The following is a 21,083-nucleotide window of genomic DNA, read 5'->3' on the forward strand; positions in this document are numbered from 1 at the left end:
TTCGTGACCAGCGTAGAAAACGCCAGCGTCGACGACTTCGGCCTCGACAAGTCCGAGGAATTGGAGACCGGGGAGTTCTATGCCCTGGCCAATGAACAGGGTGCCGCATTCGGTGAAGGCCATGCCAAGTCGATTTTGTTGGGTGAGCACTCTGTCGTCTACGGCAAGCCGGCTATTGCGCTGCCGGTGACGTCGCTGCGCACGATGGCGTGGATTGACCGCGTGGAGGATTCTCCCGTCCTGTTTTCCATGGACGGCGAGGTCATCGACATCGACGAGCTGCCGGAGCGCTTTGCCTCCATCGCCGCTGCACTCCGCGCTGGCCTGCGCACCTTCGGTATTCCCGAACGCGACCTGCTGGTTCGTCTCCGCTCCGGTATCCCACCCGCTGCAGGGCTGGGTGGTTCTGCCGCAGTGGCACATGCGCTTATCGACGCAGTGCGTGACCTCGCCGATGGCACTCTGACCGAGCGTCAGCGCTTTGACCTGGTGCAGGAAGCTGAGCGTCTGGCGCACGGTAACCCCTCTGGCCTGGATGCCACGGTTGCCCGTGCGTCGCGTCCGGTTTACTTCAAGCAGGGTGAGTTCCATCCGCTGAAGGTGGCCAAGAAGATGTGGCTGGTGCTGGGGGATACCGGTGTGCGTGGTTCGACGTCGCTGGCCGTTGCCCGTGTGCGTGGTTTCGTCGATTCCCACCGAGTCCACGGCCAAGAGTTGTTGGACCACTTGGGGCAGCTGGCCGATGGCGCGGTGCACAACCTGGCCAAGGGCGATTTTGCCCGTCTGGGACATCGCATGGACTCGGCGCAGGAAGCGCTAGAGGAACTAGGTGTTGGGCATGAGTCCATTACCGATCTCGTCACTGCCGCCCGACTGGCAGGTGCCCACGGGGCAAAGCTCACTGGTGCCGGTTGCGGTGGCTGTGTGATGGCGCTGGCAGAGTCCGCCGATCACGCGGAACTGATTAGCCATGCCATGATGGGAGCCAATGCCGTTGCTACTTGGACTGTGGAGGTAAATCCCTCGTGACCACGACCGCTACCGCCGTCGCTCATCCCAACATCGCCCTGATTAAATACTGGGGCAAGCGCGATGAGGCCGTGCAGCTACCGGCCACAGGTTCGCTGTCCCTTACTCTGGGCATCGCTCCGACGACGACCACGGTGTCGCTTATCGACGATCCCAGCGTCACCGCCGACTCGGGCACTCTGAACGGCCAGGAGATGGTGGGCAAGGACCTCTCCCGTGTCCAGAAGTTTTTGGATTTGGTCCGCGAGCGTGCGGGCAGCACGAGCTTCGCAGAGGTGACCAGCACCAACGAGATTCCGACGGGTGCGGGTCTGGCTTCGTCCGCGTCGGGTTTTGGCGCTCTCGCGCTGGCCGCGGCGAAGGCCTACGGCCTGGACTACACTCCGGAAAAGCTCTCGGCTCTGGCCCGTCGCGGTTCGGGCTCGGCCTGTCGCTCTATTTTCGGCGGCCTCGTTGAGTGGCTGCCCGGCGATGACGATGCTTCCAGCCACGCAGTGGCTCTGCCGGATTCCGGCCTGGATCTCTCCCTGGTCGTGGCGGTTTTGGCCCCGGGGCGCAAGAAGATTGACAGCCGTGCCGCCATGCGTCGCACGGTCGAGACATCACCGTTCTTCCCGGCCTGGGTGGAGCAGGTGCCTCGTGATATCGAGGACATGAAGGCCGCCATTGCCGCTGCGGACTTCACTGCGGTCGGCGAGCTTGCCGAGGCCAATGCCATGCGCATGCACGCCACTATGCTGGGGGCTCTTCCTCCGGTGCGGTACTGGAATCCGGATTCGGTGGCGGCTCTCGATCTCGTCGCTACGCTGCGTGACGAGGGCACCGAGTGCTACGCCACCATGGATGCCGGGCCGAACGTGAAGGTGCTGTGCCGCAGCGGCGATGCCGAGACCATCGCGGATCGTTTCCGCGCAGAGTTCGAGGATATTGACGTGCTGGTTTCCGGCTCCGGCCCTGGCGCATACCTGGTGTAGCTGGGGGAGTAGTTGAGCAACGCTAAAGGCGGACCTATCGAAGGCGAGTCCATCGGTCGTGGCTGCGGCAAGCTGTACCTCACTGGTGAGTATGCGGTGATGGATGTCGAGGGGCTGGCCGTCATCGCAGGTGTCGACCGCTATGTGACAGTTCGGTGCCGCGATGCCGAACCATCGCAGCCGGTCTCTCGCGTGTACTCCAGCTATTACGGCCCGCGGGGGCGTGTCATTGATATCGATGCACCAGATGACATCGCTACCCATACGATTTCCCTGGTCTATCGCATTGCTGCGGGCGAGTTGGAAAACACCCCAGAGCGCCCCATAAATATCGTCATTGAATCAGACCTCGATGACGCCGACAGTGGTGCGAAGTATGGCCTGGGATCCTCCGGGGCTGTCGCTGTGGCTGTAACTCGTGCGCTGGGGACGCACCTGGGTCTGGAGCTGGATTCACTGGACGTGTACAAGATTGCGATGGTGGCCACGCTTCTGGCTGGTGCAGCTGGTTCCGGCGGCGATATCGCGTGCTCCGCGCACGGCGGGGTGGTGCTCTATCGCCGGCCGAATCCGACGGCGCTCGCAGAGCTCGTGGCGGCTGATCCTGTCGCTGCCGTGGCGGCACCGTGGCCGAATCTTCGCATTGACGCCCGCACCGACCTCGGTGGGCTACAACTGTTGGTCGGCTGGACGGGCAGTCCGGTGAAGACGGACTCGCAGTTGAAGAAGGCCGGTGGCGCAGACCGTGATTTTGTGCGCGGGGTCTCGTCGATAAGCGAAAGACTCTGGCAGGCGCTTGCCGACGGCGACCACACCGCGGCGTTTGCCTGCCTGCGTGAGAATCGGACGCTGCTGCAGGACTATGAGCGTGAGCGTGCTGTGTGCATCGAGACGGAGAAACTGAAAGCGCTCGCCGACATCGCCGATGGCGCGGGGTCTGCGGGCAAGAGCAGTGGCTCCGGTGGTGGTGACTGTGGAATCGCGCTGGTGGGAGTCTCAAAAGATGCCGATGCCGAGGAGACTGCCGCGGACATCACCGCGCGCTGGCAAGCCGCTGGCATCCAGCCGTTGCCGCTGAAGCTGGCCGCTCAACTTTGACCACAGTTTTTTGACCGTAGAATTTAAGACAGCTGAAATTTACAGAAGCTGGGAACCGAAGCTGCATGCAGCTAGAAAGGGTCGCTTAGGACAATGGCTGAAAAGAGCTCGCACGACCTGGAATATGCACACGTACCGCTGAGCTGGATTGGTCCGGTGCGCATTAGTGGCAACGTCATGAATGACGAGGTGAAGATTCCGCTGGCGACTTACGAGACCCCGCTGTGGCCGTCGTGTGGTCGCGGTGCGAAGGTCTCCCGCATGATCGAAGGTGGCATTACCTGCACTTTCGTCGGTGAGAAGATGACCCGATCGGTGATTTTCACTCTCGACTCGGCAGCTGATGCCGTCATTGCGCGCGACAACATCCTGTCTCGTTATGACGAGCTGAAGAAGGTCGTGGAGTCCTCCTCGCGTTTTGCCAAGCTGGTAGATATTCACTTCCAGATCGCATCGCGTCTTCTCTTTGTCCGCTTTGACTTCTTCTCCGGTGACGCCTCGGGCCACAACATGGCCACGCTGGCGTCTGAGCGTTTGATGTCCTACCTGATGGAACAGATGCCAGAGTTGGGCTATGGCTCGATCTCGGGCAACTTCTGTACCGATAAGAAGACTTCCGCAGTCAATGGCATTCTGGGCCGCGGTAAGTACGTGATCGCCGAGGCCGTCATTCCGGAGCCGGTTGTCCGCGAGCGTCTGCGCACAACTGCCAAGCGCCTGGCTGAGCTCAACGAACGCAAGAACCTCGTCGGCTCCATCATGGCCGGTTCGCTGCGCAGCGGTAATGCGCACTACGCCAATATGCTGCTGGGCTTTTACCTCGCTACCGGTCAGGACGCTGCGAATATCGTCGAAGGCTCGCAGGGGCTGACGCAGGTAGAGGCGCTTGACGACGGCTCCGTGCGCTTTAGCTGCACCCTGCCACATTTGATCGTCGGTTCCGTGGGCAACGGCAAGGGCTTGGACTTCGTGGAGAAGAATCTCACGGCGCTGGGCTGCAAGGAGGACCGTGAGCCGGGCGAGAATGCCCGTCGTCTAGCAGCGTGCTGCGCGGCAATCGTCTGGTGTGGTGAGCTTTCCCTGCTCGCGGCACAGACGAACCCGGGTGAGCTGATGGAGGCGCACGTTTCTATCGAGCGTGCGAAGTAGTGGTTTGTGAATAGTCGTTTGCGACAATTCGCAAAACCTAAGACAAATCTCAGGTAAACGCGCTAGATTTCTGTAGTAGGCAATTAACATTTTGTGGGCAAAATATCCCGTGGTCTGATGACTGCTCTGATGGCCGTTCTGATGACATGGGGGATGTTTCGTTGCCCGTTATTTCTTAAAAATCTGTAGAGGTAGTGAAGGCACGGTTTTGATGACAACAAGCAATGTGACCCCGATCGGTATTGATGACATCGCCTTTGCGACGGGTTCGTACTGCATTGACCTCGCCGATATTGCGCCCCGACTCGGAGCGGAACCGGCAAAGTACCACAAGGGCCTGGGGCAGGAACGCTCCAGCGTGGTTGCCTCTGATGAAGATCCGGTGACGATGGCCGCGACCGCGGTGAAGAAGATCGTCGACCGCCACGGTATCGACGGCGTGCGCACCATCATGTTCGCCACTGAGACCGGTATCGACCAGTCGAAGGCCGCTGCTGTCTATGTGCATGAGTTGGTCGGTCTTGACCCGCACGCGCGATCTGTCGAGCTGAAGCAGGCTTGCTACTCCGGTACCGCGGCGCTGCAGTTCGCGTGCGCTCTGGTGGCCCGCAATCCGGAGGAGAAGGTCATCGTTGTCGCCTCCGACATTGCCCGCTATGACCTGGACTCCGCTGCGGAGCCGACCCAGGGCGCAGGTGCTGTAGCCATGCTGGTGACCGCTAATCCGCGCATCCTGGCTATCGATGCCGCTTCGGGCGTCTTCACCCGCGAAGTTATGGACTTCTGGCGTCCGAACCACCGCAGCCAGGCGTTGGTGGAGGGCAAGCTCTCTATTAGTGCTTACATCGACGCTGTTCAGGGTGCTTACGAGGACTACCGTGCCCGCGGCGGTGTGGACTTCAGCGAGATTGACTACTTCAGCTACCACCAGCCGTTTACCAAGATGGCCTACAAGGCGCACCGGCAGCTTTCGGCCAATAACGGTGTGGAGCTCACCGCAGAGGACGAGGCCCGCCAGCTCGGCCCAACCACTGAGTACAACCGCATCATCGGTAACTCCTACACAGCATCGGCCTACTTCGGCCTGCTCTCGCTGCTGGACACCGAGAAGGACCTGGCTGGTAAGAAGGTCGCTGTTGTCTCCTATGGTTCCGGCTCGGTTGCTGAGTTCCTCACCGGCAATGTGGTCGAGGGCTACGAGTCCCAGCTGCGCGCCGAAGATAATGCTCGTGAACTGGATGAACGCGTAAAGCTCGATGATCCGACCTACTACCGCCACGCTCAGGTGACGCATGAAGATCCGGGTGAGTACTCCAACCTGGGAGACGACGCCCTGATTGGCACCGGCCCATTCAGCTTCACCGGTGTTGAGGGGTGTAAGCGCATCTACCGCGCTCGTTAGCCCCGGGGGCACCCGTGCTAGTACCTCAACGGAACCGAATCCCCTTTTTTCGCGCCTAACAGTAATAAGAACTGTTTTTCGCGGGGAAGGGGATTTTTCGTGTCCGCACGTTTTACTGGAGGCAGTGGCGGAGGCTTGCTGCACTTTTCGGAAGATGCAGTGACAGCGGCTGCCCGAGAGATCGAGCAGCGCGGCCGTGAAGGCCATGAGCGGTGGGGAAGCGCTCCCGATATTTCCGCGGCAGACTGTGGCCAGGGTTTTGCCGCCCAGGGGCGTCGTCTGCAGCAGGCGGCAGCGCGGCTGCGTGAGCACGGGCAATCGATGTACGCGGGACTTGGCAATCATGCTCCGGCAGTGCGGGAACAGTGGCGTGTCTTTGCAGGCTGTGACAGCGACGGGAGCGCCGACCTCGGTGGAATTGAGGTAGTGGACTGATGCCATGGGTTGCTCGAATTCTTCCGATATTGGTGCGTGTTATTGGCCGTGGAAGCCGTATTGGAGCCAAGCGCGGGGTTGGCGGCATCGGCAAGAATCTGCCCAAAGTCTTGGATAAGGTGCGACGCGCTGACGGCTGGAAGGGCAGCGCCCTATCCAAGTTCTCTAACTCCGTGGGGTTGATAGCCTCCGCGATAACTATTGCTATGGCTTTCGATTGGGGCGGTTTGAAAGGCGATGCCGCCGACGCCGCCAAGGAACGCTGTGATAAAGCCGCGCAGGACTGTGCGAATCAGGATGAGCAGTCCGCCAATGGCGCGCAGAGCGTCGGCGAGTGCGGCAAGAAAGTCGACGAGGTCCTGGAGGATTGCGAAAAGCAGGCCGAAGATATGGCTGAGCAAACCGACGGCATCCTCTCTCAGTGCGAAGCGCTTGTCGACGATCCGGAGGTCGGCGCCGAAGCCGCACAAGTGGCCCAGCAGGTGTGTAACAGTCTCGTCGACTCCACTGGTCAGCTCTACGATGCGCGTAATAGTTGCATCGAGCAGTGTCTTGAGCAGGCAGCGTGTGACACTGAGGCCGCGGTGGTCGCCACCCCGCCGCAGCCTCCTACTGTTCCTGCCAGTTCGGGTGCTACCTCGGCGGCCTGTGCAGAGGTGGCTGAGTCTGGGAGTGGCGAAGGAGCTACTGTAACCGGTGGCAACGGTGCTACCGCTGGTGGAATTGGGGTCGTTGCCAACGTTGATATTGGGATAGAGGCAGGCGTTGCTGCTGGAATATCCGTTGGAGGTGCCATTGGCGCTGCCGGGGCGGCCAGTATCGCTGGAATTGCGGGAGCTGTCGGGGTTGCAGGCAGTGTCGCGTCCTCACTGCTCAACTTAGACATGTGCACGGAGACGGAAGAGCCAGTGTGCGAACAGGCACCTGCGCCAGCACCAGCACCAGCACCAGCTCCTGCGCCGGAGGACTGTGTGCCGGAACCCGAACCAGAACCCAAGCCCGAACCTGAACCCAAGCCCGAACCTGAACCCGAGCCCGAACCTGAAAATGTTCCTGAACCGCCTCCTCCAGCTGAGAAACTAAAGCACTTGGGAATCGAGCTGCCACAGGAGCCGCAAGCAGAACAGCGAGCGGAACCGCAGCCAAAACCACAAGCAGAGCCGCAGCCAGCACCAGCCCAGGATTCGGCAGCATCAGTGCAGGAATCTGCTTCCGCTGTGCCCGAGCCCCCTGAGCAGCCCAACGCCCAGGAGCTTGTGGGCGCGGTCAATTCGCCAACGGCAGGTGAGTGGTAGTGGGGAGTAAGCATGCCGCGAAATATGACCGGATTGGGCAGGACTATTACGACGCTGCTGCAATGACCAGGCAGGAGTTCGATACGGCGATACAGAGGGCACAGAAAGAATTGCAGGGTTTGGAGGAGCGTCGTAAAGCACGCGAAATTAAGGAGAGGGAGGTGGCGGCGGGCGTCGAAAAGCAACAAAAAACCGCCCGACCGAAGGGAACCGTTACGCGGTTGTTCGGGCGGGCGGGGAAAGGGACGCCGACGGTGAAGTCGATTCGGGGCGTGTCCTGAAGCGTGGCCTAGTGACTACTTGCCGGGAATCAGCGAGTGCTCCGGGTTTTCCGGCAGCTCCTTGATGAGCCACTCCATGTCGCGGTTAGTTGTGCCCTTGATAATGGCGGTCGGGTCTGCGAAATCCGAGTACTTCTTGTCGTCACCGACCGTGGCCAGCAGGAAGCCTGTGAGCGCGGCGCGTGCAACCTCCTGGTACTTCACCTTGGAGGAAGAGAAGCCCGCTAGACGACGGAGAAGAGTTGTTTCCGAGAAGCTGCCCTGGTCAGCCTTGTCTACTTCGCGGTAAACGACATCGCCCTTCCACTGAACAGCCAGGCGAGCCGGGTTACCGCGATCGAGCCACTGATCCTCGCCAGGAGCCAGGACGAGGCCCGGGGCCGAGACATTAGTTGCAGCGGCGCTGGAGGAAGGCGCGGTAGTTGCGGGGAAGACGCAGCCAACGCCGGAGATGAGGTCGTGACCAGCGGCGGCGAGGACGGCTACGCCAGCGCCCATGCCGTGGCCGGCAACGCCGAGTTTCTTCGGGTGGACGACGACCTTGCCCTCTCCGAGGCGGACACCAGCGAGAATCTGGAGCGCTGTCTCCAAATCGTTGGCGAGACCACGGTGATCTGCCACGATGCCATTTTCGGTGTCCGGAGCAGCGACCGCGATGCCCCACGAAGCTAGGTGACGCAGCGTGGCGTGGTACTCCTCAATCGGTGTGCGCCAATCGTGTGCGAAGGCGATACCGGGGATGCCATTGCCCTCGGCAGGCGTGTAGACCTTTCCCGGCAGGCCAGTAAAAGCGAGATCACCGACCATGACGCGGTGCGGTCCACGCTTGGAAAGATTAGATGTCAGAGTCTTCAAGTTGTCAGCCACAGTGAATAGCTTAACTATAAGGTGCATACCTTTGCTGAAAAAGTGCCAGGATGAGCGAGAATGTCTATTTCGTTATGACGATTTTCCGCTTCGCGGGTTATTCTGTAGGGCATGTGTGGAATCGTTGGATATGTGGGCCATCAGCCCGCCCTGGATATTGCTGTCGATGCGCTACGACGCATGGAATACCGTGGCTATGACTCCGCGGGTGTTGCCATTGTCGACGATCAGGGGCATATCACTGTAGAGAAGAAGGCCGGTAAACTCGCCAACCTCGAGGCTGCCCTTGATGCGGATGGGCGCGACAAAATCACTGGAACCACCGGAATTGGGCACACCCGCTGGGCTACCCACGGTCGCCCAATTGATGAGAATGCCCACCCACACCAGTCCTATGACGGCAAGGTGGCTATCGTCCACAACGGCATTATCGAGAACTTTGCTCCGCTACGTCAGGAGCTGGAGGATGCCGGCATTGAGCTGAAGTCCGAAACCGACTCCGAGGTCGCCGCGCACATGCTCGCCCGTGCCCTGGACGGTTCCGACGGCGGATCTACCGCTGGTGATTTCGAGGCCTCTGCGCTGTCCGTGCTCAACCGCCTCGAGGGTGCTTTTACGCTGCTGTTTACTCATGCAGACCACCCGGATCGCATCATCGCTGCTCGTCGCTCCACTCCGCTGATTGTCGGTGTGGGCGAAAACGAAATGTTCCTCGGCTCCGATGTTGCGGCTTTCATCGCGCACACCCGCGAGGCCGTGGAGCTGGGGCAGGACAACGTCGTCATCATCACCGCAGATGACTACCGCATTCTGGATTTCGCCGGCAATGAGCAGCAGGGTCGACCATTCACCATCGACTGGGATCTCGCCGCAGCCGAAAAGGGTGGCTATGACTCCTTCATGATGAAGGAAATCCACGAGCAGGCTGCCGCCGTCCGCGATACGTTGGCCGGTCACCTCGTTGACGGCCGCATCGTTCTCGACGAGTCTCGCCTGAGTGACCAAGATCTGCGTGACATCGAGAAGGTCTTCGTCGTCGCCTGTGGTACCGCATACCACTCCGGTTTGTTGGCCAAGTACGCCATTGAGCACTGGGTTCGTATCCCGGTCGAGATTGAGGTCGCGTCCGAGTTCCGCTACCGCGATCCGGTGCTGGACCGCCAGACGCTGGTGGTCGCTATTTCGCAGTCGGGCGAGACTGCGGACACCCTTGAGGCCGTGCGACACGCAAAGAGCCAGGGCGCCCGCGTGCTGGCTGTCTGTAACACCAACGGTGCACAGATTCCGCGTGAGTCTGACGCCGTGCTCTATACGCACGCCGGCCCGGAGATTGGTGTTGCTGCAACCAAGTCGTTCCTGGCGCAGGTAGCCGCAAACTACCTGGTCGGATTGGCTCTTGCCCAGGCACGCGGCACTAAGTACCCGGATGAGGTCACTCGCGAGTTTGAAGAGCTGGAGACCATTCCGGCACTGATTGACAAGGTCGTCGCTAAGGGCGATGAGTTCATCGACATGGCCAAGGAAATCGGTGCTATCCCGACGATGCTCTTCCTCGGCCGACACGTTGGCTTCCCAGTCGCACTTGAAGGTGCGCTGAAGCTCAAGGAGCTTGCCTACATTCACGCAGAGGGGTTCCCGGCAGGCGAGCTCAAGCATGGCCCAATTGCACTCATCGAGGATGATCTTCCGGTGGTCGTCGTAGTGCCATCGCCGAAGGGGCGCGCCGTGCTGCACTCCAAGATTGTCTCCAACATCCAGGAGATTCGTGCCCGTGGTGCCAAGACCATCGTGATTGCCGAAGAAGGGGATCAGTCGGTGGTTCCTTTTGCGAACTACCTGATTGAAATCCCGGAGACGTCCACGCTGCTCCAGCCGCTGTTGTCTACGATTCCGATGCAGTTCCTGGCAGCTGAGATCGCTCGCCAGTGCGGTAACGAGGACATCGATAAGCCGCGCAACCTGGCTAAGTCAGTCACCGTCGAGTAGTTCGTCCTGCTTTCGTCGGTACTGCTCAATCTCCGCATCGAGTTCTTCATCCGTGAGGGACTCGATGCGTTTTGCTTCTTCCTCGGATAGGTCCCAGACCTCATCGGATACATGGCAAAATGACAACATCCAATCGAGGTTGCGTTTCTGGATCGTCTTCATCTTCCGTGTCACACGCTGATGAAAAGTTTGCTTGCCGACGTTCTTTAGCGGCCCAACCGGAACGCTAGTCGCGGTGTCCCCATTACGGGAAGTCCACACTTCTGTTCCGTCGGGGTATCTGTCGATATCCCAGCCCTCGTGCGTTTTTAGATTGTGGTGTCGGCGGCAGAGACAGTGCAGATTCTCAGTGTCAGTCGGCCCGCCCTGCTTGGGATTGTCGTGGTTGTACGGCTGAATATGGTCCAGGTCGCACTTGGCTGCCGGGACGTCGCAGCCGGGGAAGCGGCAGGTACCGTCACGCCCACGGACGCGAGCCACCTGGCTCTCGGTGGGGCGGTAACCATCCACCTTGCTGTCGGCGGAGATACGGATGTGAGTTGCGCGGGCAAGCCATTCTTCGGTGGCTACCTCGCTCAACCAGCCGACGCCATCAATCCATGCTGGCCCACCGCCGACCTCGCGGTAGACATTGATGACAATCTCGGCATTGGTCGATTTCTGTGCCAGCTGTAGTAGCGCTTCCGCCTGCGTGCACTGTTCACCACGATTGATTGCTGTGTTGCGAATCCCCTGAATCCTGGCCATGAGCTCGGTCGCGCGGTCGTTTTCAAGGATTGCTGTGACCTTTTTGTGCTTGCCATCGCCCGTGTCGGAGAGTGCGACCGCTTCGCCTTCTGGAACCCGTTGGGTGCCGTCGTTGCGGGCGCAGTCGTTGTACTCAGAAACCAAGTCGCCGATTAGACGAGACAGCGTGTAGACACCAACCATTGCTTGTCGAGGTCGCGTCGGAGTGAGCATTTCCAAAAGATGGGGCTCTACCGTGTCGAACTGATCTGGTGACAGCCCGGCAACGCCATTGGCGATGGCGCGGAGATGGGCTAACGAGAAACAGAAGGTGGATTCGATGAGAGCCCGGACTTTTGGTAGGCGTTCGAACATCAGCGCAATTTCGCACAGCGTAGAACACTTGCCGCGGCTAAGGCCGGTTCGAATGCTTATGCGGGCAAGATGGTGATTGACATCGACCTCCTCACCGGGAGCGCAGATATCGATCAGTTGAAGGTCTGCGGCGTTGATGGCACGGGCCGCGCTGCTAATCGGGTCGTCGGATTGCTGGTTGGCCCATGAGGGCTTTTGACCTGGTGCTGGAAGTTCTGTGGGCGGCGATGACATTGGTTATCCCCCTGATTACTACGTGTCCGCCGGAGAATTGAAGATTGAGTTCTGTGGTGGAGAGAAGCATGGAGAGGCTGTGTCAACCAGTCCCGCCAACCCCTGTGCACCGGACAAAGAACTTTCGCTTACAAATTTTCCCTACAACCCAAATCGTACACCTGTTTGAAAAACTGTCAATAGAATTCTGGAAATATGTTCTAAAATTCTGTGCTGAATTAGATCCGGCCCCTCCGTCCGAGCCTCCTCCGTCCGAGGCCCCTCGGCAGGGCGCCGTACAAAGGCAGGACTCGCTGTCGCGGATGATGCGGAACATCACCAGCTTCAGCGCCATCCAGTTCCTCCAAGAACTCGTGAATGCGTTCGAGCGTATTGGGGGAGTAGAGCAGTGCGAGGTGATCAGACCAGTCGCCACCGCCAGTGGCATTGTTGACGTTCGTAATGTGGTGACCCTCTTGTTCGGGCAAAAAGGCGCCGGTCCACGGGCGAACCACGGTGTCAAAAGGGGTGCCGATATTCAGGTAGTGCGGACCACGTCGGGTAATGCCACGCGCTGCGCGGTTCAGAGTCGCAATGTAGTCAGAGTCCAGCAGCTGTTGAATGCAGGCACGGCCGACAAGGCGGTCGACGAGCTTGTGCATCGGTAGGCCGCATCGCTCAAGGGCACTGAGCCTTCGGCGCATGCCCCACGCAGTAGTGCCGCGATGGTTTCCCGCAAGCGAGATCACTGCCCGCACGGGGCTGTTGTCGGAGGCGTACTGCTCGGCTTCTTCTTCGTTGAGGCCATGGTTGAGGGCGTCGTCGTAAAGCGAATCGATGCTCGCGTTGGCGTAACTGCGGCAGTGTAGACCGCCCTGGGAATGACCGATGAGGTCGATGCGGGGTAGGGAGAGTTGGGCTCGGAAGCGGTCGAGAAGGTCGGTGACTTCGGCGAGCGCATCGCTTAAATCGGTGGTGGCTTTGACGCTACGGAGACGGCTGACCAGCGCGGCGGGGTCGGAGCCGTAATCGAGTGAGAATACGGGGCGATTCCGGGCGAGGAACGGCCCCAACATGGCGAAGGAGTTGAACGAGTTCATCCAGGTGCCGTGAACCAGGACAATTGGTATGCGACCGTTGTATCTGTCCAGGTCGGGAGTGATTTTGCCGTCGAGGATTTCGCGAACGTCCTGCACGCCGTGGGGGATCCATTCGGGATGACGCAACGAGCGCAGGTATGCCTGGGGAAAGGCGCGCAGTAGAGGGCCGAAAACTCGCGTGCTCGGGGAGTAGTCATCCATAGGGGCTAATCGTAGGCTGGGTTTATGACGTACTGCTACACAGCTGCCGAAATTCGCGCCGCGGAACAGCCCTATCTGGACGCACAAACGCGTGACGACGAACTCATGCGCCACGCAGCCGCCGCTGTGTCGGAGGTGGCGGAGCGGATGCTCTCAGAGGCATCTCCGGAGCCTGGTCGCGGTCGCGTGCTGCTGTTGGTTGGATCGGGAGGCAATGGTGGCGATGCACTCTATGCTGGCCGAAACTTGTCCTCGGATGGGCATGGCGTGGATGCGGTTTTGCTGGGCTCGAAGCCACACGAGCGGGCACTGAAAGCTTTTGAACTCGCAGGTGGGCGGGTGCTGCCGTTGGGGTGTGACCGGGAGACGGATTTATCGAAGATTCTGTGGTCGATTAGTGAAGACTACGCACTGATCATCGACGGCATCGTGGGGCTCGGAGGTCACGGCGCGCTGCGTGAAGAGGCCGCGTGGTTGGTGCGCGAAGCGCGGTTGGGCAAAGTTCCCATTCTCGCGGTTGATGTGCCGAGCGGCGTAGAAACCGATACTGGGCGTGCTTTTGACCCGCCTGCCCAGACCATCAATCCAGACCCTGATTTGGAGGAGAGACAGAACCCGTACTTGCCATCTCACGTGGAGGCCACGACAACGGTGACTTTCGGCGGTCTGCGCTACGCGCACTCGCTGTCCGAATCCTGTGGCACCGTCGAATTACACGAAATTGCGCTCGATGCCTTCTCCCTCGAACTTCCAGGACTGGGGCAGACGCTCTATGAAAACGGTACCTACAATGCCGTCCACCACCAGACTCCGACCGTGGAGTTCTACGAAGCCCTAGGCGGGAGCTTTCCGGCACCACTTGGCGCGATGACCCCGCTCGAACCCGGTGCAGCTGACCACAAGTACTCCACTGGAGTTACAGGAATCGCTGCCGGAAGCGAAGCGTATCCGGGCGCAGGTCAGCTGTGCGCCACCGCTGCCGTGCATGCGACCAGTCCCGCGGTTATCTATGTCGGCGACGCGGCCGCCCGCAACCGCATCACCGCGGCCTTGTCGACGGTCATTGCGCAGTCGGACTCGGTGGATCGTAAAGAGGTACGCGTCGACGCCTGGGTTGCCGGCCCTGGCCGGGGCACTGATGAGCGCGCGGCCGAGGAACTGCGCGACATTCTGGCCACCGACAAACCAGTCGTCATCGACGCTGACGCACTGACGCTGCTGTCGAAGCATGAGGACATCCGACAGCTCGTCCGCGAGCGCGGCCAAGAGCGCAACCTGCGCACTGTTCTCACTCCGCACGCCGGCGAATTTGAGCGCCTTACCGGGCACGAGGTCACTAACGCCATCGCAGATGCCCGTGAACTTGCCGAGCAGTTCTCCTGTGAAGTGCTGCTCAAGGGACGCCGCACCGTGATTGCCAATCCGACAACGCAGCGCACAGTCGTGGTTGACGCGGGTAGCTCCTGGGCAGCCACGCCGGGCTCCGGCGATGTACTGTCCGGACTTCTCGGCGCCTGGGTAGCGCGTGGCGAATCCCTCTACGTACCAGTAATTATTCACGCTCGCGCCGCATTCTTGGCCGCGCAGACAGAGTTCGGACCAGCACCCTGCAGCGCCCAGGACATCGCTGAATCCATCCGAGATGCCACCGCATGGTTCACCAACGAAGGCAGCAGTGGCAAAATACGGCTATGACTTCCTCGGCACCAGCCATCCTGACCCATACCGTTAATCTCGACGCGATCACCCACAATGTGAAGACCGTCAAGGCCATCGCAGGGGTGTCGGAATTCATGGCCGTCGTCAAGGCGGACGGCTACTCGCAGGGTGCGCTGCAGACCGCGCGTGCCGCGCTGGCCGGCGGGGCAACGCAGCTCGGTGTCGCAACAATCGACGAGGCGCTCTCCCTCCGCGAGGAACTCCGCGCCACGCTTGACGACGGCCACGCCATCCCCATCCTTGCCTGGATCTGGGACGCAGCGGCCACCTCGTTGGTGCAGCGAGCTGTGGCTGCAGATATTGACCTCGGTCTGCCGTCGATGGTTCATGCGCTGGCCGTGGCCAATGCCGGGCGGGCGCTGTCGGTGACACCACGTGTGACGGTGATGGTCGATACGGGTTTGGGCCGCTCGGGATTCTCTATGGCCAATGGGGACTTTGAGCATGCGGTCGCTCAGCTGGTTGAGCTGCACAAGACCGGTGCTCTGAATATCACCGGTGCTTTCACGCACTTTGCGTGCGCGGATGAGCCGGGCAACGAGAGCGTCGATAAGCAGGCGCAGAATTTCCGTGCTGCGATTGCGGCACTGCGTGAGGCGGGGCTGGACGAGCTGATTAACCATGCGGCGAATTCGCCGGCATCGTTGTCGCGTCCGGACCTGGCCTTCGACATGGTGCGCCCAGGGCTGGCGATTTATGGTGGCGAGCCAATTGTGGGTGCCACCCATGGATTGCGTCCGGCGATGCGGTGGGAGGCGTCGGTCATTTTGGTCAAGAAGCTGCCGGCGGGGCAGTCGGTGTCCTACGGGCAGACGTGGACAGCTGACCGCGATACCACCGTCGGGATCGTGCCCTGTGGCTATGCCGACGGCATGATGCGCTCGGCCTCCGGGCATTTCGAGGTCAGCATCAATGGCACACGCTATCCGCAGGTAGGGCGCGTGTGTATGGATCAATTCGTCGTCGACCTGGGACCCGACACCGATGTCGAGGCCGGCGACACTGCGGTTATCGTTGGTGATCCCGCACTGGGGGAGCCCGGTCTCGATGACCTCGCGAAGGCATCCGGCACCATTAACTACGAAATCCTCACTGCGCCAAAGGGACGCAGCGAGCGAAAGTGGGTGCGCAGCCGCATCGCGCCAACCGCAGAGGACATGCGTGACCTCGGCGAGGAAATTGGCCGGGAGTTGGCAGCTGGGGATCTGGTGATTCTCGATGGCCCACTCGGCGCGGGCAAAACGACCCTCACGCAGGGCATCGCCCGCGGCATGAATGTGCGCGGTCGCGTGACGTCGCCGACGTTCACAATCGCCCGCGAGCACCGTCCGCTGGCAACCGACGGCGTCACCCTCATCCACGTCGACGCCTATCGACTCTTCGGCGAAGAGGGACCCGGCTCCGATGGCGAGGCCTTCGATGCGCTGGACTCGCTCGATTTGGACACCGACCTTGAGGACAGCGTCGTGGTCGCCGAGTGGGGAATGGGGCTCGCCGAGGTGCTCTCCGAGCGCTATCTACAGGTGAGTATCGATCGTTCGCGTGACGACGATGCCCGCGTCGTCACCTGGACGTGGAGCAAGTAGCTTCAAGTCGGTTCAAGTAGGTTACTGAGTATGAACATTTTGGCCGTTGACACATCGACTCCACAGGTCACCGCGGGAATTGTCCGCGATGGTGAAACCGTGGCCGAAAAGCTGCACCTGGATGCCCGTGCGCACAACGAGGTGCTGGTGCCGCTGATTCAGCAGTGCCTCACTGACAGTGGGGTGGCGGCAACCGAGCTAGATGCCGTGGTTGTCGGCTGTGGGCCGGGGCCGTTTACGGGCTTGCGCGTTGGTATGGCCACCGCAGCCTCCTTCGCCGACGCTCTGGGAATTCCCTGCTACGGCATCTGCAGCCTGGATTCGCTTGCGGGTGGGGTTGGCGATGAACTGGTCGTCACCGATGCCCGCCGCCGCGAGGTGTACTTCGCCGCCTACCGCGATGGCCAGCGGGTTTTCGGTCCGGCAGTGGCCAAGCCAGCCGACGTCATGGAGCTGCTCAAGGAAGAACTTGCAGCAGAAGCCGCCGACTTCGCGCCGAGCCAGGCCCGCGGCAGTCTCAGCCACATCGAGCAAATTGCCGGGCTTGAGGTTGCTGCCGAACAAGTCTTTCCCACTCCGACAGCCATGGTTGAAGCGGTCGACTTTGACTCCGCGCCGGGCCCACTGGTGCCGCTGTACTTGCGCCGTCCGGATGCCGTTGTCCCGAAGGCTATGAGATGAGCGTCGTCAAGCTAGTGCGTCTCGGACCTCCTGCGGCCAAGGCGTGTGCGGCGATTGAGGCGGAGCTGTTTGCCGGCGACGATCCCTGGCCGGAATCGGCCTTTATGGCAGAGCTGGCCGCGCCGAACAATTTCTACGTCGGGCTGATTGCAGATGTAGACGAGGACGAAGAACTGTGCGGCTATGCGGGGATTACCAAGCTGGGGCCTGCGGGGGCCGCCGAATACGAGATTCACACCATCGGGGTGGGGAAGAAGTGGCAGCGCCGGGGCTTTGGGACGCAGCTGATGGACGCGCTGATGGCAGCTGTGGCGGAGGATCCGGGCCCGGTGTTTTTGGAAGTTCGCACAGATAACGAACCCGCAATCGCTATGTATCGGCGCTATGGCTTCGAAAATATGGGGCTGCGAAAGAACTATTATCCGGGCTCTGGGGCGGATGCGTACACGATGTGTCGGCCTGAGTTGGCCAGCTAGATGTTGACGTATTGACTAATCTGCGTTAAACCAGGCACATGGCTAAAACCTTTGCAAAACAGCTCGTAGAAACCCTAGAGAAGCAGGGGGTCAAGCGAATCTTCGGACTCGTTGGAGATAGTTTGAACCCCATTGTCGACGCTGTGCGCGAGTCCTCCATTGAGTGGGTGCACGTTCGCAACGAAGAGGCTGCCGCCTTCGCCGCCGGCGCGGAGTCCCTGGTCACCGGCGAATTAGCAGTGTGTGCGGCCTCCTGCGGCCCGGGTAATACCCACCTCATTCAGGGCCTGTATGACTCCCACCGCAACGGCGCAAAGGTGCTGGCGCTGGCATCGCACATTCCTTCCCGCCAGATTGGCTCGAACTTCTTCCAGGAGACCCATCCGGAGTTCATCTTCAACGAGTGCTCCGGTTACTGCGAGATGGTCAACTCCGCTGAGCAGGGTGGCGTTGTTTTGCATCACGCTATCCAGTCGACCATGACTGGCCACGGTGTTTCCGTGCTGGTTCTGCCGGGCGACATTACAACGCATGAAGTGGAAAATGATGAGTTCGTCACCTCCACTATCAGCAGCGGTCGCCCAGTCGTATTCCCTGACGCCGGCCAGGCCGCCGCGCTTGCCGACGCAATCAACGAGGCTAAAACCGTCACGCTTTTCTGTGGCGCAGGTGTGAAGGACGCCCGCGAACAGGTGCTCAAGCTTGCGGAGAAGATTAAGTCGCCGGTGGGACATGCGCTGGGTGGCAAGATGTACATCCAGTACGACAACCCCTATGACGTCGGCATGTCCGGCCTGCTGGGCTACGGCGCCTGCCACGATGCCTCCAACGATGCTGATCTGTTGATTCTGCTCGGTACTGACTTCCCGTACAACGACTTCCTGCCGACCAAGAACGTCGCCCAGGTCGATATCGATGGTCGTGCCATCGGTCGTCGTACCACGGTGAAGTACCCAGTCGTCGGCGATGTGGCTGCCACGATTGAAACCATCCTGCCGCACCTGGATGAAAAGACTGACCGTTCCTTCCTGGACAAGCAGCTGCGGAACCACGAGCGCCTGCTCAGCCACGTCATCGAGGCATACACCCACGACGTTGAGAACATGCGACCGATTCACCCGGAGTATGTGGCCGACCTGATTGATAAGTACGCCGATGACGATGCCGTCTTCACCGTGGATACCGGCATGGGCAATGTCTGGGCTGCACGCTACGTCACGCCGAATGGCAAGCGAGAGCAGATTGGTTCTTTCCGTCACGGCACTATGGCCAATGCACTGTCGCAGGCCATTGGTGTGCAGGCTGCTGACCGGGACCGTCAGGTCATTACCTTCAACGGTGACGGTGGCCTGTCAATGCTGCTCGGTGAGCTCATCACCGTGAAGCAGGAGCAGCTGCCCATCAAGATGTTTGTGTTCAACAACTCCTCGCTCGGCATGGTCAAGCTGGAAATGCTGGTTCAGGGGCTGCCGGAGCACGAGACCGACCACGACGCAGTGGACTACGCCGGAGTCGCAGAGTCGTTGGGTATCAAGGCCATCCGAATTGAAGATCCGGCCGATGCGCCTCGCCTGATTCAAGAGGCGCTGGCATACGACGGTCCGGTGCTGGTGGATATGATCACCGACCCGAATGCCCTGTCCATCCCGGCAAACATCACCTGGGACATGCTGATGGGATTCTCCAAGGCCGCTACTCGCACCGTCTTCGGCGGCGGCGTTGGTCAGATGATCAACATGGCACGGTCGAACCTCCGCAACATCCCGCGGCCATAGTGGGGGTAGCGCTCTCGAGATGCGGGAGCGGGTGCGGTGCGGTACCTCTGTTTCCATGATTAAAGGTTTTCTGGTGAACCCTGACCTGACGCATCGCATCGTCGAATTTGAGTTGGAGGCCGCTGCTACATTCCTCGGCGGAGTTTCCTCCGACCGTGTTTCGGTGGCGTTTCAGGAAGACGGCGCCGATTACGCCGCTCTCTACAACCCGACGGCCAAGGCTGAGGGCGCTGAACCGAATCCGGTCGCGTCCCTCGGCCGCAATGAGGCTGCTACGGGCAACTCGGCTTTCTTTACCGACCCCACCACCGCAATTTGCGGAACGGTCGTATTTGTCGACGCCGAGGGCAAGGATATCGGCGACGAGGAAATCGAGCGTATTAAGCACGGTATGCGCGCCGTGCGTCACTACCGCGATGACTACCCAGAGGAATACGCTCTCTGGCGTGCCGCTGTGCGGAACCTCGGTCGCCTCGAAATTTAAACTCGGTCGCTGGTAAGTGACCCGGTGGTGCGCTAGTACCATGACTGCTATGACCGAGTTGACCCTGCTGGCAATCGAGAGTTCCTGCGATGAGACTGGCGCTGCAGTGATGCGTGTGCGCTACGACGACACCGACACCAGCGCCCCCGCCATTCCCGAGGTGGAAGTGCTTGCCGACGTCGTCGCATCCTCCATGGAACAGCACGCCCGCTTCGGTGGTGTGGTCCCGGAGATTGCTTCCCGCGCTCATTTGGAAGCCCTGCAGCCAGTAGTCTCCGAGGCGCGCGCGCAAGCAGCTGCCAAGCTCGGTATCGATACTTTTATCCCAGATGCCGTCGCCGCTACCGTGGGACCCGGTCTCGCCGGTGCGCTGCTGGTCGGTTCGGCAGGCGCGAAGGCTTATGCCGCCGCCTGGGGTGTGCCTTTCTACGGCATTAATCACCTTGGTGGCCACGTTGCTGTCGGAGCTCTCGACGGCGCGGATCTATCCAACGCAGTGGCGCTCTTGGTTTCCGGCGGGCACACGCAGCTGCTGCGCGTGCAGGGGGTTGGTCGTCCGATGGAGGAGCTCGGATCGACGCTTGACGACGCAGCCGGAGAGGCATACGACAAGGTTTCGAGGTTGCTTGGGTTGGGTTACCCGGGCGGCCCGATTATCGATAAGTTGGCTAAGCAGGGAAATCGCAAGGCCATCGCGTTTCCTCGCGCCATGATGCGCCAGCAGGATGCGCGCCATGACTTCTCCTTCTCCGGCTTGAAAACCGCCGTGGCCCGCTATGTCGAAGCGGCAGAGAAGGAAGGTCGTGAATACTCCGTAGAGGACGTCTGTGCTTCCTTCCAGGAGGCGGTCTGCGATGTATTGACCAAGAAGGCCGTTCGCGCAGCTCAGGATGTGGGGGCCACTACGCTGCTGCTCGGTGGTGGTGTGGCTGCGAACTCGAGGTTGCGTGAACTCGCAGCGGCGCGAGCTACCTCGGCAGGAATTACGCTGCACGTGCCACCGATTAAGCTGTGCACCGACAACGGTGTCATGATTGGCGCAGCTGCCGCCTACCTCATTGCCGCGGGGGTCAAGCCCTCTGGCTACGCCTGCCCGACCGACCCCTCCATGCCTGTGGAAGATCCTGTAATGCAATAAGCAGTGATTGCCCCTCGGATCCATGTTAAATTTCGTTAACTGACTTTGACTTGTTTCTCTGCCATGGATCGCAGGACAATTACAGGAAAGCGC

General features: G+C 60.5%; 19 protein-coding genes. 16 read left to right on the plus strand and 3 right to left on the minus strand.

The genetic code is table 11. The annotated features are described in order from the left end of the window. Window positions 1-3: 3 nt before the first annotated feature. The 8 genes from mvk (at window position 4) to HMPREF2562_RS05095 (ending at window position 7,663) form a co-directional block, all read left to right on the plus strand. Entirely contained in the window at window positions 4-1,029 is a 1,026-nt protein-coding gene (gene mvk / locus HMPREF2562_RS05060) for a mevalonate kinase (protein ID WP_101687816.1), read from the plus strand. Then, on the plus strand, window positions 1,026-2,003 hold the full coding sequence (mvaD, locus tag HMPREF2562_RS05065; protein WP_049190390.1) for a diphosphomevalonate decarboxylase: 978 nt from the start codon (window positions 1,026-1,028) through the stop codon (window positions 2,001-2,003). Before mvk ends, mvaD begins: the two co-directional genes overlap by 4 nt. A gap of 12 nt (window positions 2,004-2,015) precedes the next feature. Further along, window positions 2,016-3,101 carry a phosphomevalonate kinase gene (locus HMPREF2562_RS05070; protein WP_049190387.1) on the plus strand — a complete coding sequence of 362 codons (1,086 nt, stop codon included), beginning with the start codon at window positions 2,016-2,018 and terminating at the stop codon, window positions 3,099-3,101. A gap of 93 nt (window positions 3,102-3,194) precedes the next feature. Continuing rightward, window positions 3,195-4,250, plus strand: coding sequence for a hydroxymethylglutaryl-CoA reductase (locus HMPREF2562_RS05075; RefSeq protein WP_049190384.1), 1,056 nt, complete (start codon window positions 3,195-3,197; stop codon window positions 4,248-4,250). 211 nt (window positions 4,251-4,461) lie between these two features. Then, window positions 4,462-5,652 (plus strand): hydroxymethylglutaryl-CoA synthase, encoded by a 1,191-nt coding sequence (locus HMPREF2562_RS05080; protein WP_016422100.1) that lies wholly within the window; start codon window positions 4,462-4,464, stop codon window positions 5,650-5,652. 99 nt (window positions 5,653-5,751) lie between these two features. Continuing rightward, on the plus strand, window positions 5,752-6,087 hold the full coding sequence (locus HMPREF2562_RS05085) for a hypothetical protein (protein WP_016422101.1): 336 nt from the start codon (window positions 5,752-5,754) through the stop codon (window positions 6,085-6,087). Further along, window positions 6,087-7,382 (plus strand): hypothetical protein, encoded by a 1,296-nt coding sequence (locus HMPREF2562_RS05090; protein ID WP_070549711.1) that lies wholly within the window; start codon window positions 6,087-6,089, stop codon window positions 7,380-7,382. The genes HMPREF2562_RS05085 and HMPREF2562_RS05090 overlap by 1 nt, the downstream gene beginning before the upstream one ends. Then, a complete protein-coding gene (locus tag HMPREF2562_RS05095) occupies window positions 7,382-7,663 on the plus strand; it encodes a hypothetical protein (protein ID WP_070549712.1) in 282 nt (93 codons plus the stop codon). The genes HMPREF2562_RS05090 and HMPREF2562_RS05095 overlap by 1 nt, the downstream gene beginning before the upstream one ends. 15 nt (window positions 7,664-7,678) lie before the next feature. Here the strand turns inward: HMPREF2562_RS05095 and HMPREF2562_RS05100 are convergent, their stop codons facing one another. Then, the gene (locus HMPREF2562_RS05100) at window positions 7,679-8,557 is read right to left on the minus strand and encodes a dienelactone hydrolase family protein (RefSeq protein WP_070549713.1); all 879 of its coding nucleotides are present in this window, start codon (window positions 8,555-8,557) and stop codon (window positions 7,679-7,681) included. 84 nt (window positions 8,558-8,641) lie between these two features. Between HMPREF2562_RS05100 and glmS the strand changes: the two genes are divergently transcribed. Beyond that, window positions 8,642-10,516 (plus strand): glutamine--fructose-6-phosphate transaminase (isomerizing), encoded by a 1,875-nt coding sequence (gene glmS / locus HMPREF2562_RS05105; protein WP_049190374.1) that lies wholly within the window; start codon window positions 8,642-8,644, stop codon window positions 10,514-10,516. On the opposite strand, the gene HMPREF2562_RS05110 is transcribed toward glmS, so the two are convergent. Beyond that, the gene (locus HMPREF2562_RS05110; protein ID WP_049169963.1) at window positions 10,499-11,851 is read right to left on the minus strand and encodes an HNH endonuclease signature motif containing protein; all 1,353 of its coding nucleotides are present in this window, start codon (window positions 11,849-11,851) and stop codon (window positions 10,499-10,501) included. The genes glmS and HMPREF2562_RS05110 overlap by 18 nt on opposite strands. 218 nt (window positions 11,852-12,069) lie before the next feature. Then, window positions 12,070-13,131 (minus strand): esterase/lipase family protein, encoded by a 1,062-nt coding sequence (locus HMPREF2562_RS05115; protein WP_070549714.1) that lies wholly within the window; start codon window positions 13,129-13,131, stop codon window positions 12,070-12,072. Between the two features lie 24 nt (window positions 13,132-13,155). On the opposite strand from HMPREF2562_RS05115, the gene HMPREF2562_RS05120 reads away from it, so the two are divergent. From HMPREF2562_RS05120 to tsaD, 7 genes are read left to right on the plus strand one after another with little or no spacing between them, the layout of a single operon-like run. Beyond that, window positions 13,156-14,826 carry a bifunctional ADP-dependent NAD(P)H-hydrate dehydratase/NAD(P)H-hydrate epimerase gene (locus HMPREF2562_RS05120; protein ID WP_070549715.1) on the plus strand — a complete coding sequence of 557 codons (1,671 nt, stop codon included), beginning with the start codon at window positions 13,156-13,158 and terminating at the stop codon, window positions 14,824-14,826. Then, window positions 14,823-16,436 carry an alanine racemase gene (alr, locus tag HMPREF2562_RS05125; protein ID WP_070549716.1) on the plus strand — a complete coding sequence of 538 codons (1,614 nt, stop codon included), beginning with the start codon at window positions 14,823-14,825 and terminating at the stop codon, window positions 16,434-16,436. Before HMPREF2562_RS05120 ends, alr begins: the two co-directional genes overlap by 4 nt. Before the next feature lie 30 nt (window positions 16,437-16,466). Further along, complete coding sequence (gene tsaB / locus HMPREF2562_RS05130) at window positions 16,467-17,117, plus strand: tRNA (adenosine(37)-N6)-threonylcarbamoyltransferase complex dimerization subunit type 1 TsaB (RefSeq protein WP_049190362.1); 651 nt, start codon at window positions 16,467-16,469, stop codon at window positions 17,115-17,117. Further along, on the plus strand, window positions 17,114-17,593 hold the full coding sequence (rimI, locus tag HMPREF2562_RS05135; RefSeq protein WP_049190359.1) for a ribosomal protein S18-alanine N-acetyltransferase: 480 nt from the start codon (window positions 17,114-17,116) through the stop codon (window positions 17,591-17,593). The genes tsaB and rimI overlap by 4 nt, the downstream gene beginning before the upstream one ends. Before the next feature lie 38 nt (window positions 17,594-17,631). Further along, entirely contained in the window at window positions 17,632-19,368 is a 1,737-nt protein-coding gene (locus HMPREF2562_RS05140) for a pyruvate dehydrogenase (protein WP_016422112.1), read from the plus strand. Between the two features lie 55 nt (window positions 19,369-19,423). Then, complete coding sequence (locus HMPREF2562_RS05145) at window positions 19,424-19,852, plus strand: hypothetical protein (RefSeq protein ID WP_042388422.1); 429 nt, start codon at window positions 19,424-19,426, stop codon at window positions 19,850-19,852. Window positions 19,853-19,910: 58 nt separating this feature from the next. Next, on the plus strand, window positions 19,911-20,990 hold the full coding sequence (tsaD, locus tag HMPREF2562_RS05150) for a tRNA (adenosine(37)-N6)-threonylcarbamoyltransferase complex transferase subunit TsaD (RefSeq protein WP_049170057.1): 1,080 nt from the start codon (window positions 19,911-19,913) through the stop codon (window positions 20,988-20,990). Window positions 20,991-21,083: the final 93 nt, after the last annotated feature.

Origin of the sequence: Corynebacterium sp. HMSC077G07 (assembly GCF_001809225.1) — a bacterium.
GTDB lineage: Bacteria > Actinomycetota > Actinomycetes > Mycobacteriales > Mycobacteriaceae > Corynebacterium > Corynebacterium jeikeium_D.